Origin of the sequence: Nocardioides piscis, from assembly GCF_011300215.1 — a bacterium.
GTDB classification, from domain to species: Bacteria; Actinomycetota; Actinomycetes; order Propionibacteriales; family Nocardioidaceae; genus Nocardioides; species Nocardioides piscis.
The window spans coordinates 1,385,076-1,400,096 of sequence record NZ_CP049866.1 but is presented as its reverse complement, the minus strand read 5'-3'; the positions used below and the strand labels follow the sequence as shown (position 1 = coordinate 1,400,096).

At 68.7% G+C, this 15,021-nt stretch carries 17 protein-coding genes and 4 tRNA genes; 8 read left to right on the top strand and 13 right to left on the bottom strand.

From position 1 onward, the window contains the following. Complete coding sequence (locus G7071_RS06900; protein WP_166316582.1) at positions 1–1,074, top strand: hypothetical protein; 1,074 nt, start codon at positions 1–3, stop codon at positions 1,072–1,074. Positions 1,075–1,086: 12 nt separating this feature from the next. Here G7071_RS06900 and G7071_RS06895 read toward each other — a convergent pair whose 3' ends face one another. From G7071_RS06895 to G7071_RS06870, 6 genes are all read right to left on the bottom strand, one after another. Then, positions 1,087–1,263 (bottom strand): hypothetical protein, encoded by a 177-nt coding sequence (locus G7071_RS06895; protein WP_166316579.1) that lies wholly within the window; start codon positions 1,261–1,263, stop codon positions 1,087–1,089. Between the two features lie 189 nt (positions 1,264–1,452). Next, a complete protein-coding gene (cspE, locus tag G7071_RS06890) occupies positions 1,453–1,656 on the bottom strand; it encodes a transcription antiterminator/RNA stability regulator CspE (protein ID WP_036491281.1) in 204 nt (67 codons plus the stop codon). A gap of 288 nt (positions 1,657–1,944) precedes the next feature. Next, positions 1,945–2,487, bottom strand: coding sequence for a class F sortase (locus G7071_RS06885; protein ID WP_166316576.1), 543 nt, complete (start codon positions 2,485–2,487; stop codon positions 1,945–1,947). A 100-nt stretch (positions 2,488–2,587) separates the two neighbouring features. Beyond that, the gene (locus G7071_RS06880; RefSeq protein ID WP_425489425.1) at positions 2,588–3,793 is read right to left on the bottom strand and encodes a DUF5979 domain-containing protein; all 1,206 of its coding nucleotides are present in this window, start codon (positions 3,791–3,793) and stop codon (positions 2,588–2,590) included. After that, a complete protein-coding gene (locus G7071_RS06875; protein ID WP_166316570.1) occupies positions 3,712–4,884 on the bottom strand; it encodes a DUF5979 domain-containing protein in 1,173 nt (390 codons plus the stop codon). Before G7071_RS06875 ends, G7071_RS06880 begins: the two co-directional genes overlap by 82 nt. Before the next feature lie 971 nt (positions 4,885–5,855). Next, a tRNA-Lys gene (locus tag G7071_RS06870) sits at positions 5,856–5,928 on the bottom strand. A 154-nt stretch (positions 5,929–6,082) separates the two neighbouring features. Between G7071_RS06870 and G7071_RS06865 the strand changes: the two genes are divergently transcribed. Beyond that, positions 6,083–6,730: a PaaI family thioesterase gene (locus G7071_RS06865; RefSeq protein ID WP_166316567.1), complete on the top strand. Its 648-nt coding sequence runs from the start codon at positions 6,083–6,085 to the stop codon at positions 6,728–6,730. Positions 6,731–6,733: 3 nt separating this feature from the next. Here the strand turns inward: G7071_RS06865 and G7071_RS06860 are convergent, their stop codons facing one another. Both G7071_RS06860 and G7071_RS19065 read right to left on the bottom strand, forming a co-directional pair. After that, on the bottom strand, positions 6,734–7,702 hold the full coding sequence (locus G7071_RS06860; protein ID WP_246210556.1) for an NAD(P)/FAD-dependent oxidoreductase: 969 nt from the start codon (positions 7,700–7,702) through the stop codon (positions 6,734–6,736). Positions 7,703–7,707: 5 nt separating this feature from the next. Beyond that, the gene (locus G7071_RS19065) at positions 7,708–8,208 is read right to left on the bottom strand and encodes an NAD(P)/FAD-dependent oxidoreductase (RefSeq protein ID WP_246210555.1); all 501 of its coding nucleotides are present in this window, start codon (positions 8,206–8,208) and stop codon (positions 7,708–7,710) included. Positions 8,209–8,440: 232 nt separating this feature from the next. On the opposite strand from G7071_RS19065, the gene G7071_RS06855 reads away from it, so the two are divergent. The 3 genes from G7071_RS06855 to G7071_RS06845 are packed head-to-tail and all read left to right on the top strand — an operon-like array spanning position 8,441 to position 10,091. Further along, positions 8,441–9,367: an ATP-binding protein gene (locus tag G7071_RS06855; RefSeq protein ID WP_166316564.1), complete on the top strand. Its 927-nt coding sequence runs from the start codon at positions 8,441–8,443 to the stop codon at positions 9,365–9,367. Continuing rightward, positions 9,364–9,759, top strand: a complete 396-nt coding sequence (locus G7071_RS06850) for a fluoride efflux transporter FluC (protein WP_166316561.1) — start codon at positions 9,364–9,366, stop codon at positions 9,757–9,759. Before G7071_RS06855 ends, G7071_RS06850 begins: the two co-directional genes overlap by 4 nt. Beyond that, positions 9,756–10,091 carry a fluoride efflux transporter FluC gene (locus G7071_RS06845; protein WP_166316558.1) on the top strand — a complete coding sequence of 112 codons (336 nt, stop codon included), beginning with the start codon at positions 9,756–9,758 and terminating at the stop codon, positions 10,089–10,091. The genes G7071_RS06850 and G7071_RS06845 overlap by 4 nt, the downstream gene beginning before the upstream one ends. Positions 10,092–10,101: 10 nt before the next feature. Here G7071_RS06845 and G7071_RS06840 read toward each other — a convergent pair whose 3' ends face one another. From G7071_RS06840 to G7071_RS06830, 3 genes are all read right to left on the bottom strand, one after another. Further along, positions 10,102–10,455 carry a metallopeptidase family protein gene (locus G7071_RS06840; protein ID WP_166316555.1) on the bottom strand — a complete coding sequence of 118 codons (354 nt, stop codon included), beginning with the start codon at positions 10,453–10,455 and terminating at the stop codon, positions 10,102–10,104. 62 nt (positions 10,456–10,517) lie between these two features. Continuing rightward, positions 10,518–10,594: transfer RNA gene (locus G7071_RS06835), tRNA-Asp, on the bottom strand. A 111-nt stretch (positions 10,595–10,705) separates the two neighbouring features. Further along, positions 10,706–10,778: transfer RNA gene (locus tag G7071_RS06830), tRNA-Glu, on the bottom strand. A 132-nt stretch (positions 10,779–10,910) separates the two neighbouring features. On the opposite strand from G7071_RS06830, the gene G7071_RS06825 reads away from it, so the two are divergent. From G7071_RS06825 to G7071_RS06815, 3 genes are all read left to right on the top strand, one after another. Beyond that, a tRNA-Phe gene (locus G7071_RS06825) sits at positions 10,911–10,987 on the top strand. Between the two features lie 69 nt (positions 10,988–11,056). Next, positions 11,057–12,376, top strand: a complete 1,320-nt coding sequence (locus tag G7071_RS06820; protein ID WP_166316552.1) for a hypothetical protein — start codon at positions 11,057–11,059, stop codon at positions 12,374–12,376. A 93-nt stretch (positions 12,377–12,469) separates the two neighbouring features. Beyond that, positions 12,470–13,543, top strand: a complete 1,074-nt coding sequence (locus G7071_RS06815) for a Glu/Leu/Phe/Val family dehydrogenase (protein ID WP_166316549.1) — start codon at positions 12,470–12,472, stop codon at positions 13,541–13,543. A 65-nt stretch (positions 13,544–13,608) separates the two neighbouring features. Here G7071_RS06815 and G7071_RS06810 read toward each other — a convergent pair whose 3' ends face one another. Continuing rightward, positions 13,609–13,794: a DUF3073 domain-containing protein gene (locus tag G7071_RS06810; protein WP_166316546.1), complete on the bottom strand. Its 186-nt coding sequence runs from the start codon at positions 13,792–13,794 to the stop codon at positions 13,609–13,611. A 145-nt stretch (positions 13,795–13,939) separates the two neighbouring features. Beyond that, complete coding sequence (purM, locus tag G7071_RS06805; RefSeq protein WP_166316543.1) at positions 13,940–15,001, bottom strand: phosphoribosylformylglycinamidine cyclo-ligase; 1,062 nt, start codon at positions 14,999–15,001, stop codon at positions 13,940–13,942. Between the last annotated feature and the right edge of the window lie 20 nt (positions 15,002–15,021).

Sequence of the window (15,021 nt, the reverse complement as noted above, 5' to 3'; positions counted from 1 at the left end):
GTGCTGCGTCGCTTCCCCCGGGGCCTCACCGTGGCGGTCATCGTGATCTTCACGCTCCTGCTCGCGGTCGTGGCGACCATGTCGGTGCGCGCCTGGCGCGAGAGCCAGCGGTCCGACCTGGCGCGTGCGGTGTCGATGGCGCCCGCCGAGACGCAACGCCTCTCGTGGACCGACTGGAGGGCCGTACGCCGAAGCGTCGGCCAGGACCTCGGACAGCGACCCAGCACCGAGGACGTCCAGGCCTTCCTCGACGCGGCCTTCGCCCGGGACCTGTCCACCTCCTCGGCGCTGGTGGCTTCTGGTCCGACCCTGCACGAGGAGTTCGGGTTCTCCCCGGCCGACCTGGAGTGGGAGCTGCTGGCCCAGGGGCCGGAAGGGGCCGTGGAGATCCTCAAGTTCGCCGACGACGCCGACTTCGACGAGCTGGGCCAGACCCTGGAGGCCCTCGGCTTCACGCGCCCCGACTCCCGCGGCGGCGTGTGGGAAGGCGGCCCGGACGTGCTCGCACGGATCGGTCCCAACCTGACCCCGGAGCTTCAGTTCTTCGCCCTGCTGCCCGACGCCGGCGTCGTCCTCACCTCCGACACGCGTGGCTATCTCGAGGACGCTGTTGATGCTGCGAGGGGCGAGTCAGCCAACCTGACCTCGGTCGACGAGGTGGTGGCGGACTCCGGCTCACCGGTCAACGCGGCAGTGTTCACCGGTTCCTACGCCTGCGAGCACCTCGCCATGGCCGGCGCCGACCAGAGCGACCAGGAGCAGGCCGACGTCCTGATCGAGGAGGCCGGCGGCGTGCACCCGCTCGATGCCTTCGCGATGGCGCGCCAGCCGAACGGCTCGGTGCGCGTGAGCATGTCGTTCGAGAACGAGGACGCAGCCAGGAGCGACGCCGACTCCCGCGCTCGGCTGGCGGGTGGAGCAGCGCCGGGACAGGGCGGGGACTTCGCCGACCGCTTCGCGATCGAGTCGGCCACGGCGCAGGACCGGGTCGTGCGACTGGTGCTGGACCCGGCTCCGGGTCAATACGTCCTCTCGGACCTGACGAGCGGCCCGGTGCTCTTCGCCACCTGCTGAGCGCAGATCTGCTCAGGCGGGGGCGGGCGGGGCGGGCGGCGCGGACGGGGTCACACCGAGGAGCTCGTCGATCTCCGCCTGGGAGAGGTGGTCGTCGGACTCGCTGGCGGCGATGATGAGGGTGGTGGTCAGCTCGACCTCGCCGAGCAGGTCGTCGTCCTCGAGGGTCACGTCGAACTGGTCGTGCATGAGACACCTCCAGTCATCGACGTCGAAGAGACACCTTGCCCACCCTCGACCACCTCAAACCAATTAGAACGCAGAAACTTCCCGATGCGACCAAAGATAGTCCGAACGGCAACGAGGCCCCACCCAACTGGGTGAGGCCTCGTCGTCTTGAAGTCGAGGACAGGTGCTGTCCCGGCCTTCGCGTGGGGTTCAGACCGCGCGAACGTTCTCCGCCTGGGGGCCCTTGGGGCCCTGGGTGACGTCGAACTCGACCTTCTGGTTCTCGTCCAGCGACTTGTAGCCGTTGGACTGGATGGCGCTGTAGTGCACGAAGACGTCGTCGCCGCCGTCCTCCTGCGCAATGAAGCCGAAACCCTTCTCGGCGTTGAACCACTTCACGGTGCCTTGAGCCATTGCTCTGTACTCCTAATCGGTGCGATGAGGCCCTCACTTCGAAGACCCCGCATCAAGTGCGGTGACACGTCGCTCCGACTCGCGGACTAGAGGCCCGAAGAAGAAACGCCGTTGGATCACAAACTCCGCGGGCGTCGACCTGCTGGAACTTGCACCTGTTGCAACTCAGACCCTAGCAACTCTGTGCCGAATCTGAACCCCTGTGGTGGCACGGATTCACCCCAGAAGGTGAATTCCTGGTGCCAGTGGGACGTCGGGTTGCGCAGGGGAACCACAGCGGGGCCGTTGTCAGACCTTCTCGGCGTACACCAGGATCCGGCTCGCATAGACACCGGTCGTCGCCGAGCGGTCCCCGCAGGTGATCAGGACGACGCGGGAGGGTCCCCGATCGGAGAAGAGGTCTCGCACCGCGCGCGGCCCGAGCGTCTGCACCCTCCGTACGCGGTTGACGACAAAGACCGATCGGCCCACCGAGAAGCGGTCACCTGCCCCCAGCCTGCCAAGGTTGTCAAAGACTCCCGCTCCCCTGGACCAGGTGTGGCCGGCGATCACCGCACTGCCTGGCTGGCCGGGACGTACGCCGTTGTTCCAGACGTAGACGGCCGTCACGCTGGGACCGACGGCGAGTTGCCCTCCCCTGGTCAGCCCGACCGGAATGATCCTTGCCCCGGTGATGCCCAGCTTCGGCACCTTGAGCGGTGCGCGGACGACGACTCTCTCGTTCTGGGTGACCGCATTGCTGGTCGTCGCCTGGCTGGCGCTGGCGATGCCAGCGCCCCCCAGTGAGAGCAGGAGGGTCGGCACGATCAACAACCGCTTCGTTGTCCTCATGCCGCCTCCTTCGCGAGAGTCGTTCGCAGACGTGGCTCCCTGCACGTGTACATCTCGTCGTCCGGGGACCCTTCAGGGCGTCCCCGTGGACGAGGGTGACTCAGGACTGGCGCAGACCCGTCGCGGGCAGCACCTCGGGGACCGCGCAACTGCCGGGAACCCGCTTCTTTGCAAGGACCTTGCTTCCGAGCATCAGCTTCGCAACCGACCGGTTGGGGCCGGTGGTCGTGTAGCGCCGCGTGCTCTCGGCCTTGACCCTGACCCTCGTGACCTTCTTGGCCACGACGACCTTGTAGGTGACGGCGCTCGACGTTCCGTTGCGCATGGTCACCCGGACCGTCCCCTGACAACTGGTGGAGAGGCGACCAGTTGCGCGGCCGCTCTCCTGCACACCCTCGACTTCAGGTGCCGGTGCCACTACTACAGGTGCAGGTTGCAGCGTGTTGGTGAAGGAGACCGAGCCGCCCGCCGTCGCGTTGCTGGTCGCGCGATCGACGGACCATCCGGACGGCACGCGCTCGGTGACGAGGCACGAGAGCCCGGTGGGGACACCGGTGACCGTTGCTGACGCGGTGGCACCGTCGGTGCTCACGGTGATACTGACGCCGTTGCGTGTGAACGACTCACCGCCACCGGTACACGACACGTCGAAGGTGAACGTCCCCGTGCCGCCGACTGCCGTCTTGTTGATCGTGAGCGAGGTTGTCTTGCGGGTGTTGGTCACCGTCACGGTGACCGTCTGTCCGGCAACGATGGTGGCCGGACTCGTCTCGATCTGGACGTCGTACAGCGGCTGGTCGCCCTCGGTGACCGAGCAGGAGGAGCCGGCGACGATGTCGTTGATCGTCGACGACTGGCCGCCGCCCAGGTTCACCGTGCCGTTCGTGCCGTCGGTGCAGTCGTAACTGATGGTGAACGTCGTCCCGGCCGGGGCACCGTTGGCGATCTTCGTGATCTGCAGCGACCCGTACCGTGTGTTGGTGAAGCTCACGGTTTCGCCCGGTGACGCATCCTGCGACGCGTCGTCGACCGTCCACCCCGAGTGAGCGCCTTCGGTGACCGTGCAGAGCAGCCCGGTCGGCACGTCCACGCTGGTCGCAACGGGGTCGCCCTCGCCCAAGGTGGTGATCGACACGGTCGTGTGGAAGGTCTCTCCGTTCGAACCTTCGCACGACACATCGAAGGAGAACGTCCCAGTCCCACCCCAGGTCGTCTTGCTGACGGTCAGCGGCAGGGTGTCTCGCGTGTTGGTGACCGAGACTTCGGCCGTTCCACCGGCGACGATCCCCGTCGTGCCAGGAGAGATGGTGACGGTGTAACCAGCGGCAGTCTCGGTGACGGTGCACGTGCTCCCCCGAGGATCCTGGGAATCGTTTGGGACCCACCGTTGGCCAGGCTGACCGAGCCAGTGGTGCCGTCGGTGCAGTCATACCTGATGCTGAAGAGAGTTCCTGCCAGTCCGCCCACCTGGGTCTTGGTGATCCTCAGGGAGCCGTAGCCGGTGTTCGTGAAGGACGCAGTTCCGCCGGCGTCGACGACGATGGGGTTCTCGTCCGGTTCGAAGCCCGCGGGAATGTTGACCTCGGTCACCGTGCACGAGGAGCGCCCGGGCACCGTGAGGTCGATGTCGCTCGTGGCGCCCGCCTCGTCGATCGCGATCTGGACGCCGTCCTGGCTGAACACCACGACGCCCGCGGTGTCCGTGCATGAGACGTCAAAGGTGAAAATGCCCGTGCCGCCGACGGACGTCTTGGAGATCGTCAGAAGCTGTTCGGTGACCTCGTTGATGACCGCCACCAGCACGACGGGTTGGGGGACGTCCCTGGTCGGCGTCGGCATGGTGAAAGCGGCCGGGGTGATGCTGACCAGGGCGTATCCCGTGGGGAGTACCGGCTCGGACACTGTGCAGGCGGCCCCGGCCGGCGCTGTGATGCTCGCAGATTGACCATCGACCAAGGACACGACGGAAGGCGTGGCCAAGTTCGTCTCACCCTCACCCAACCGGCAGTCAACATGGATCAAGAAGGACTGCGTGGAGTCCCCATCCCCGTTCACTGTCTTGGTGATGGTTGCGGTCACCAACGGAGGGAGGGCGCAGATGGCGAACTGGCTGAAGTTGGCGTCGTTCGGCACCTCCAGACGCGGCGAGTCGTTCGTCAGGTCGAACGTCCACACGGGGTTGGCTGAGGAAGAGCCACCGACAACGGCTTCGAAGAAGATCAGGTTGCCGAACTGGTCGACCACGTCAAAAACTTTGAAGGATCCCTCGGATGCCTCGTACTCGGCTGACCAATTGGGGCTGCCCGAGTTGGCCGTGCCCGACGCGAGGACCGGCCCGCCGGTCGTGAACTTCACCCAACGACCGCCGTCGTCCCCACACTCGCCGCTGTCCGGCACGTTTTGCATCGTGCCGCTCGGCGGGAGCAGGTCCTCCGCGTGAGCGGGGGCTGCGACGTAAGCGGTCCCCGTGAGAGCCAGAGCCAGTGCTGCAAGGCGGCTGATGATGGTGAACCCTCGTGAAGACCGGCGGGTGGAGCTCGGGTGGTTCATGGGTACCTCGGGCTTTCGACTCCCATGAGGAGCGCGGTGGTGACGGGTTGCGAGCGGAGCACCCGCGGGATCCACGTCCCGAGCTGTGGTCGTGCGGGGCTTTCGAGGATCTTGTGTCAGCTGGAGTCGGCCTCTCCCGAGGGCACAGGCACCAAAGGGGCTCGACTTGATGAAAGAATGCACCGGGATCGTCGGATATCCGCGATTTGTTACGAATTGTGGGCCAACCGGTGATCACATGCCTTTCCCAAGAAGTTCGGCATCTCCAGTAGGTACGAAAGAGCCGCCACGAGCCCGTGCGGGCTCGTGGCAGACGGTGCATCGCCACTAGTCGTCGCGTAGCCGATGTCGAAGAGTCGTCGTGCTCAGCGCGGCCGATCTCAGCCAGGTGTCTTGTCGCAACGATCAGACGCACATCGACCGCGACGGTTCACCAGTGGCATGCACGACCGCCAAGCACCGGAGAGGGTGGCGTGTCGTGGGTGGGAGGCAGGCCCAGCCAATGAAGACATCATGTTCCTAATGGGAATGAATGGTTAACCTCAGCTATTGTCTTCACCCAAATGGGTGAACCTTGCTGTACCAGTCCGGGCATGCTCCGTGTCTGCCTTGTTACCTCACCGGCCCTGCCGGCACCGTCGTTGTCCACAGACCCGACGACAGCGCGGCACGGACCCACGCGGCATACAGCCCTAGGGCGTGCCTCGGGGTCTCGAGGGACTGCGCTCGGCGGTAGGACGGGTCTAGGAGGGGCGAATCATGCACCACGAACCAGTAGGGGTCACATGATTCTGTGTCCTACCAGCGCAAACAACGAGTAGGCCCTGTCGGGCTCGAACCGACGACCAGCGGATTAAAAGTCCGACGCTCTACCAACTGAGCTAAGGGCCCGGGGCCGCGACGGGGTGGACTCGCCATCCGCCGACGGTGGTCGCAGGTTAGCCGAACTCACCTCGCAGAGTGCGGGCCGGCTCCAGCGTGGAGCCATGACAGTGCCGACCTCCTCGGGCCACGCGACCGCCGGCGTCACCCGTAGGGTGCCGCCATGAGTGGCTACCAGGTCGATGACGCGACCGTCGAGGAGATCGAGACCGAGCGGGCGACCTATGAGCCCATCACCGAGGCGACGCGGCGGTTGGCCGACCTGTGCATCCGCAGCCAGGTCGATGCAGCGTCGACCGCCCGGGCCCTGGAGCACCTGCAGGCGGCCATCGACGTGCTCTCCCAGGACGTCGCCGAGGGTCCCTACGGCCTGCGCCACTCACGCCAGGGTCCGACCCGCCCGTGGGGCAACGCCGTGGTGGGGGTGCGCAACCCCGTCGCTCCCCCGCTGAAGGTCGTCCACGAGACCGACCACGTGTGGTCCGACTTCGAGCTCTCCTCGGCATACGAAGGCCCGCCGAGCCTGGTCCACGGCGGCGTCTCGGCGCTCATCCTCGACCAGCTGCTGGGTGAGGCGGCCGCGGCGGCGGGGAGTCCGGGGATGACCGGCACCCTGACGGTCCGCTATCGCCGCGGTACGCCCCTGGGAGCACTGCGCGCGGAGGCGCGGGTCGAGCGGACCGAGGGCTACAAGACGTTCGCCGTGGGTCAGATCTGTGACGCCGAAGGCGTCTGCGTCGAGGCCGAGGGCGTCTTCATCCTGCCCAGGTGGGCGCGCAGCGAGCAGGAGCAACCAGAGCGCTTCGAGTAGCGCTCAGCGCTGCTCGGTCGGAACCCCGCGGGCGCCGCTGTCGGTGAGGCGGGCCTCTTCAGCGGCCAGCGCCTCGAGCTCCTGGCGACGGGTTGTCTCCATGAGCTCGCGCGCGGCGTCATAGGCGCCGGGGGCCGACACGAGGTCGGTCGCCCCGCCCTGGAGCCGGGCCAGCGCGGCGCGCGCGAAGATCTGCTGCTCGGTCGTCGTCCGCTCCGAGCGGCCACGCCCCAGGAACGAGATGGCCCAGTGGAGGACGGCGGTGACGCGGCTCTTGAAGCCGGTGATGTAGACGAGGTGTACGGCGAGCCACATCAACCAGGCGATGATCCCGGTGAGACGTAGCTTGCCGACCATCGCCACCGCGTTGAACCGGCTGATGATGGCCATCGAGCCCTTGTCGAAGTACTTGAACGGCTGCTGCGGTGCCTTGTCGTGCAGCCGGTTGTGGATCTCCTTGGCGGCATACTTCGCCCCCTGGATCGCCACCTGCGCGACGCCGGGGAGGTTGTCGAGCGCGATCATGTCGCCGACGACGAAGACCTCCGGGTGGCCCGGCAACGTCAGGTCCGGGTTGACGCCGATCCGGCCGGCCCGGTCGAGGGGGGCTCCGGTCTGCTCGGCGAGGGTCCGGCCCAACGAGCTCGCCTGGACGCCGGCGGCCCAGATCTTGGTGACGGTGTTGATGCGTTCGACGCGGCCGTCCTTGAACTTCATCTCGATGCCGCGCTCGTCGACCCCGGTCACCATCGCCCCGAGGATGACCTCGACGCCGAGGTCCTCGAGCTCGGACTTGGCCTTCGCGCCGAGCTTCTGACCGAACGGCGGCAGGACCTGGGGCGCCGCGTCGAGCAGGATCACGCGAGCGCTGCGGGTGTTGATGGCGCGGAAGTCGCGCTTGAGCGTGCGGTGGGCCAGCTCGGCGATCTGTCCGGCCATCTCCACGCCGGTGGGGCCGGCGCCGACGACCACGAAGGTCAGGAGGTGGTCGACGTTGTCGCCGCGGTTGGCCCGAGCTCGGCCATCTCGAAGGCGCCGAAGATGCGGCCCCGCAGCTCCAGGGCATCGTCGATGCTCTTCATGCCGGGGGCGTGCTCGGAGAAGTGGTTGTTGCCGAAGTAGGACTGCGTCGCGCCCGCCGCCACGATCAGGGAGTCGTAGGGGGTCACCGTCTCCCGGCCGAGGACGTGGCTGGTGACGATCCGCGACTCGAGGTCGATGCCGGTCACCTCACCCAGCAGGACCTGCGCGTTCTTCTGGCTGCTCAGCACCTCGCGGGTCGGCGGAGCGATCTCGCCCTCGCTGAGGATGCCGGTCGCCACCTGGTAGAGCAGCGGCTGGAACAGGTGGTGGGTGGTCTTGGCGACCATCGTGACGTCGACAGGCGAGCGTCGCAGCGCCTTGGTGCCGAAGAGGCCGCCGAACCCGGAGCCGATCACGACCACCCGGTGGGCGGATGGGGCCTGGACCGTCGACATGTCTTTCCTCTCGAGAGCCGAAACGTCGCGAGCCGCGCGCACGAATCAATGCATGCTGCTCGATGATGTCCTTCAAGTCTCCTGCCTGCGACTCCCGGAAGCGAACTCGGGGGACGGGTCGGGTTCGTCACACGCAGGGACTGGGAGAAATAATGTCGAAGATCACGTTTGCCCCTCCGGACCACTGGGTAGGCATGCGACGCCGGACTGTCCTCTTGCCCGAAAGAGCCCCTTGCCGCTGAACCAGGCCCCGCTGCCGCTGGCCCAGTCCCCCCGCGCCGCCGCCGACGCGCGGCGCTGGGTCGCGCGACTGATCCAGCAGCTCGGGCGCCAGGACCTGCTGGAGTGCGCGGAGCTCGGCACGGCAGAGCTGGTCGCGAACGCGATCCTGCACGGCGCGGCGCCCATCTCGGTGCGGCTGCGCGGAACCGCTTCGCACCCGCGGATCGAGGTGCTCGACGGCTCGCCGAAACCACCGGAGTCACCAGCGCACGCGACCGACTCCGACGACTACCTCGCGACCTTCGGGCGGGGCCTGTCGATGGTGGCGATGGCCTCGGTCGCGTGGGGTGCCTCGATGGAGCCCCAGGGGAAGGTGGTGTGGTTCGAGCCCGCGTCGAGCATGGACGGACACCCGCCGCCCTCACCGGTGTTCGACAGCCACGTCGAGCCGGCGTTCGCACCACCCACCGGCAACGCGGTTCCGGTGAGCCTGCGCGGCCTCGACGTCGCCCTGGCGATGACCTTGAGCAGGCAGTACGCCGACCTGCGACGCGAGCTCCGACTGCTCGCAGTGGCTCACCAGGAGGCCTATCCGCTGGCCGCCAACCTGTCCTCGATGTTCGCCGACTACGAACGCCACGTCCCGCGCGAGGTGCACATGGCGGTCAAGAGCGCGCGACGTGCCGGCGCAGCCACGATCGACCTGGAGGTGTCGGTCGAACCCGAGGCGGCCCCGCTCCTGAGCACCATGATGGAGATGTTCGACCTGGCCGACGCCTTCTGCAAGGCCGAGAGGCTCCTGTCGGTCCAGCGCTCGGCCGAGCAGCGCGCCTTCCACGTCTGGTATCTCAACGAATACATCCGCCAGATCGGCGGCGCGGCGCCGACGGCCTTCAACCCCGCTGCCCCGCCGATCGGCAACCAGCAGGTCTCGTGAGCGCCCCGCTCCGACCTGGCGACCTCGTCGTCGTCGCCGCGGGCGCCGCCGTGGGAGCTGCACTCCGCTGGGGTCTCGGTCTCGGCGTCGCGGACGGCCCCGGATTCCCGTGGACGACCTTCGCCATCAACGTCGTGGGGTGCTTCGCCCTCGGCCTGCTCCCCCTGATCGACGGCCGCAACCACCTGGTGACCCTCTTCGCCGGACCGGGCCTGCTCGGCGGCTTCACGACCGTCTCCACCTACGCCGACCAGGCACGCGCGCTGGCGACGGCCGGTGACCTCGCGCTGGCGGGCCTGTATGTCGGCGGCACCCTCGCGGTGGCGATGCTTGCGGCCTTCGCCGGGCGACGCCTTTCACACCGCCCCGAGCCAGCGGACGCCCTCACGTGAGCGTGCTCCTCGTCGCGCTGGGCGCCGCCGTCGGAGCGCCCCTGCGCTATGCCTGCGCCCACACGCTCGATGGGCGGTGGCCATCGGGGACGCTGCTCGTCAACACCGTGGGATCGTTGCTGGTCGGCCTGTTCGCGGCGCTCTCGCTCGGCGACCATGCGTGGGCCTTCCTCGCCACCGGCTTCTGCGGGGCCCTCACGTCCTTCTCCTCGTTCGCGGTGCAGTCCGTGGAGCGTGGGCCGCGGCTGGGTCCTACCTATGCAGCAACGACCGTGGCGCTGGCCCTCGCGGCGTGCGCCCTCGGGTTCTGGCTCGGCTCAGCGGTCGCGTGAGGGGCCTGGCTCAGGCATAGCCCAGCTCGTCGAGACGCGCATCGTCGATGCCGAAGTGGTGGGCGATCTCGTGCACCACGGTGATGCGGACCTCCTCCTCCACCTGCTCGGCGGAGTCGCAGAAGGCGAGGAGGTTGTCGCGGAAGAGCAGGATCCGGTCGGGCAGGTCGCCGGCGTGGTTGGCCGCCCGCTCGGTCAGGGCAACGCCGTCATAGATGCCCAGCAGGTCGGGATCCTCCGGCGGAGCCGTCGGTTGCACGAGCACCACGACGTTGTGGACCAGGCGGGCGACCTCGTCGGGCAGGGCATCGAGCGCGTCGGTCACCAAGCGATCGAAGTCGTCGGGTGAGAGCTCAACTGGCACGCGTCCAGCCTAGGCGTGCGACGAAATGAGGACTGGCCCGGAGCAGTGCTCCGGGCCAGTGCTGGCGACCCCGACGGGACTCGAACCCGCGGCCTCCGCCGTGACAGGGCGGCGCGCTAACCAACTGCGCTACGGGGCCATGATGATGCTGCCGCGACGCTGCTGGTGGTGACGCAACTGTCGAAGCGGTGGAACTCTAACCCATCGTCCAGCCCCCCTCCCAATCGAGAGGAAGCCGGGCGAGAAGCTGCACCCCCAACGGGATTCGAACCCGTGCTACCGCCGTGAAAGGGCGACGTCCTAGGCCGCTAGACGATGGGGGCCTGCCTGCCGGGACCCTGTCGAGACAGAGACCGCTGAGGCGTCGTACAGCATAGGGCTGGGCCGGGGAGCCGCCCAAATGCGGGGACTGGATTCCTGACCGGACCAGCGCCTCATGTATTCTTCCCCCGCTTGGCCAGGTAGCTCAGTTGGTACGAGCGACCGACTGAAAATCGGTAGGTCGGCGGTTCGACCCCGCCCCTGGCCACCAGCAGACGAAGCGCCCGGTCACGTCCCGACCGGGCGCTTCGCTCGTTGCACCCGATGACACACTCACCGGGTGCTCCCCCGCCTCGAGATCGTGCGGCGACTTCGGCCGATCGACCTCCTCGCACCCGGGTCCTCGATCGACCTGCCGGTGGCCGGAGCCCATCCGATGCCGATGCCCGCGCCGGGAGCAACGGTCGTGATGCCGGGCGGCGAGGGGACACTCGCCTTCCGGCTCGGCGACCACCGCCTGGCGGGCAGCGTCGCGCGTGGGCACGCGGCGCTGGTGTTCGACCACGCCGGCCGGACATCGACCCATCGCAGCCGCAGGCACGGCCGCTGCGACCAGGAGCCGAGCGCCATGGCGCTGACACTGACAGGCACGCAGCTCACTCTGCTCACCTGCGAGGCCGAGCGCTGGGTCGGGCGGGCGAGGATCGACCTCGCCGACCCCGCGACCCGCGTCGACGTGCACGACGAGGCACTTCTCGCCGGCCTGCAGGTCGAGTGCAGCGCTCCGGCGACGGCGGGACGGTTCGGGCAGCTCGGCCTGCGCGACATCAGGCTCGTGACCGCACGCGACGGCAGCCCGGTGCGTGACCGAGCCCGGCTGCTGATCAGCGCCACCTCCGCCGGGCCCGGCTTCTTCGCCACGGCCCACACGTCGGTGTGGTCGTTCGACCCCGACTCCTTCGACCTCGAGCACCGCAGCGACCTGTGGTTCCGGCGTCCCGACCGTCCCGGCGTGTATGGCGACCACGCCACCCACGTCGTCCGCGACGGTGACGGCTGGCTGGTCGCCACCAGCACCTGGGGCGACTTCCGGCACGCCGACCCGAAGCGCTCGGTGCGGGCCACGATCGCTCGCACCCGCAGTGACGTGACGACAGGCGTCCACGTTCTCGACACCGAGGAGCTGCCCCTGCCCACCGACGGCTTCCGCTCCGTCGGGGTGTGGGACCCGCACCTCGTGCACACCGGGCACGAGTGGCTCGTCGGCTTCGCCAGCGCCCGGAAGTTCTTCCGGTTCCATCCAGCGCTCGCGAGCGGCCGCAGGCTCGAGGAGCTCTCGCTGCGCGCGGCCGCGACCGACCGTCGAGCCACCGAGGGGACGACCCTGGTGAAGATCGACGGCCAGTGGCGGGTCCTGGCCAGTGACGGTCCGGCGGGACGACGTGGACAGCGCCGGCGCCACCCGGTCTTCGACCTCGACCTGCGCGAGGTGGGCGAGCTGGCGGCGGCATACCCGACGAACCTGCCCTGGCCCACGCTGGTCGAGACCGAGGACGGCTGGCTCATGCTCACCTTCAACGGTCGACCCACGGGCGGACGGCTGCTCGGCTACGGCACCCACGGCGACCTCGTCGTGCAACGGGAGACCGGGCGCGTCTAGGCTGGATGTGACAGCGGTCACCACCCATGTGGTCGCTCGACCAGGCCGCGCCACCGCGTGGTCGCACCCACGAGAGAAATAAGGACAGCACCCATGTCTGTTGACGTCTTCGAGCTCGGTCACGAGCACGAGCAGGTGGTCTTCGCCAACGACGAGGCGACGGGCCTCCGGGCGATCATCGCCATCCACTCCACCGCCCTCGGCCCGGCCCTCGGCGGCACCAGGTTCTATCCCTACCCGTCCACGGACGCGGCGATCGAGGACGTTCTCGCCCTCTCGCGAGGGATGTCCTACAAGGCGGCGCTCGCCGGTCTCGACCTCGGCGGCGGCAAGGCCGTCATCATCGGCGACCCGGCTGCGCTCAAGACCGAGGCGCTGCTCCGCGCCTATGGCCGCTTCGTCCAGTCGCTCAACGGTCGCTACTACACCGCCTGCGACGTCGGCACGTTCTCGGCCGACATGGACCACATCGCTCGCGAGTGCGACTTCGTGACCGGCCGCACCGTCGCCCACGGCGGTGCGGGCGACAGCTCGGTGCTGACTGCCTTCGGCGTCTTCCAGGGCATGCGCGCCGCGGCCGTGGCCACGTGGGGCACCGACACCCTGGCGGGTCGGACCGTCGGCGTCGCAGGCGTGGGCAAGGTCGGACGACACCTGGTCCGCTACCTGATCGAGGACGGCGCGAGCGTCGTCGTCACCGACGTGCACGCGCCCTCGGTCGAGGCGGTCCGCGAGGAGTTCCCCCAGGTCGACGTCGTCGCCTCCACGCAGGCGCTCGTGTCCTCACCGATCGACGTCTATGCGCCGTGCGCCCTCGGCAACGCGCTCACCGACGAGGTGGTCGACGCGCTGAGCGCCGAGATCGTCTGCGGCGCCGCCAACAACCAGCTCGCGCACCCGGGCGTCGAGAAGCAGCTCGAGGACCGCGGGATCCTCTACGCGCCCGACTACTGCGTCAACGCCGGCGGCCTGATCCAGGTCGCCGACGAGCTCGAGGGCTTCTCGTTCGAGCGTGCCAAGCAGCGCGCTGCCGGCATCTTCGACACGACCAGGACCGTGTTCGAGATCGCTCGCGCCGAGGGCGTGCCGCCGGCCATCGCGGCCGACCGGCTCGCCGAGCGTCGCATGCGCGACGTCGGACGGCTCCGCGGCGTGTGGCTGCCCTGATCCTCGTACGGCGAGGTCGGTGACCCGGTCCTTCGGGTCATCGACCTCGGCTCAGAGCAGCTGCGTCAGTCGCGCGAGGGCTCGATGACGTCGGACCACTTCTCGAGCACCTCGGGATCCACCTCGTCCTGCTGCTTGCCACTGTCGCCGTGCAACTCACTGGCGAGCGCCCCGAAGTCCGTCTCGTGCGTGCGGTACTTCAGGTCGCGTGCGACCTTCGTCTGCTTGGCTTTAGCTCGGCCGCGCCCCATAGGGTCAGCCCCCTCGCAACTCGGCCGGGGCAACGAGGCGCCCGGACTATCCATAAGATTTCTCGTGGGTGCAACGCTACCTGCTGCCTGGGTGTTCCCGCACGTCGGGGCGCCGTAAACCCATGAGATTCTCAGGTCGGCAGCGTCAGCGGTGGTCCCCGGTGAGCGTCACCCGGCCGTCTCCGCCCTCACGGACCTCGCCGGCCACCCACGCCGGGATGTCGTGGCGGGCCAGCAGCGTGATCGCGACGTCGGCCGCCTCCGGGGCCAGCAGAGCGACCATCCCGACGCCGCAGTTGAGCGTCGCCTCGAGGTCCTCGCGGGAGACTCCGCCGACGTCGGCGACCAGCGAGAAGACGGGCGGCAGGCTCCAGGTGGCGCGGTCGAGCGTCGCGCTGAGCTCGACCGGCATGACCCGCTCGAGGTTGGCCGCGAGTCCCCCGCCGGTGACGTGCGACATCGCGTGCACCTCGACGCCGTCCGCCAGGTCGAGGCAGGCCCGGGCATAGATGCGGGTCGGCTCGAGGAGCTCCTCGCCCAGGGTGCGCCCGAGGACGTCGACGTCGCGGTCCAGGGCCCAGCCGGCGGTGTTGAGCAGGACGTGACGCACGAGGGAGTAGCCGTTGGAGTGCAGGCCGCTGGAGCCCATGGCCAGCACCACGTCACCAGGTCGCACGCGGCCCGGGCCGAGCAGCCGGTCGGCCTCGACGACGCCGGTCGCTGCCCCGGCGACGTCGTACTCGTCGGGGTCGAGCAGTCCCGGGTGCTCGGCCGTCTCGCCGCCGATGAGCGCGCAGCCGGCGACCACGCAGGCCTCGGCGATGCCCTTGACGATCGCCGCGATCCGTTCGGGCACGACCCGGCCGGTGGCGATGTAGTCGGTCATGAAGAGCGGCTCGGCCCCGCACACCACGAGGTCGTCGACGACCATCCCGACGAGGTCGAAGCCGATCGTGTCGTGGACGTCCATCTGCTGGGCGATGGCGACCTTGGTGCCGACACCGTCGGTCGACGTGGCGAGCAACGGGCGCTCGAACCTGGTCAGTGCCGTGGCGTCGAAGAGCCCGGCGAACCCGCCGAGCCCACCGATCATCTCGGGCCGGCGGGCCTTCTCCACCCAGCCCTTCATCAGGTCGATCGCGCGGTCGGCGGCCTCGATCGACACGCCGGCCTCGGCATAGGCACCACTGGTGGGAAGGTCGGTCACGTGGTCTCCACTCGCGTCGA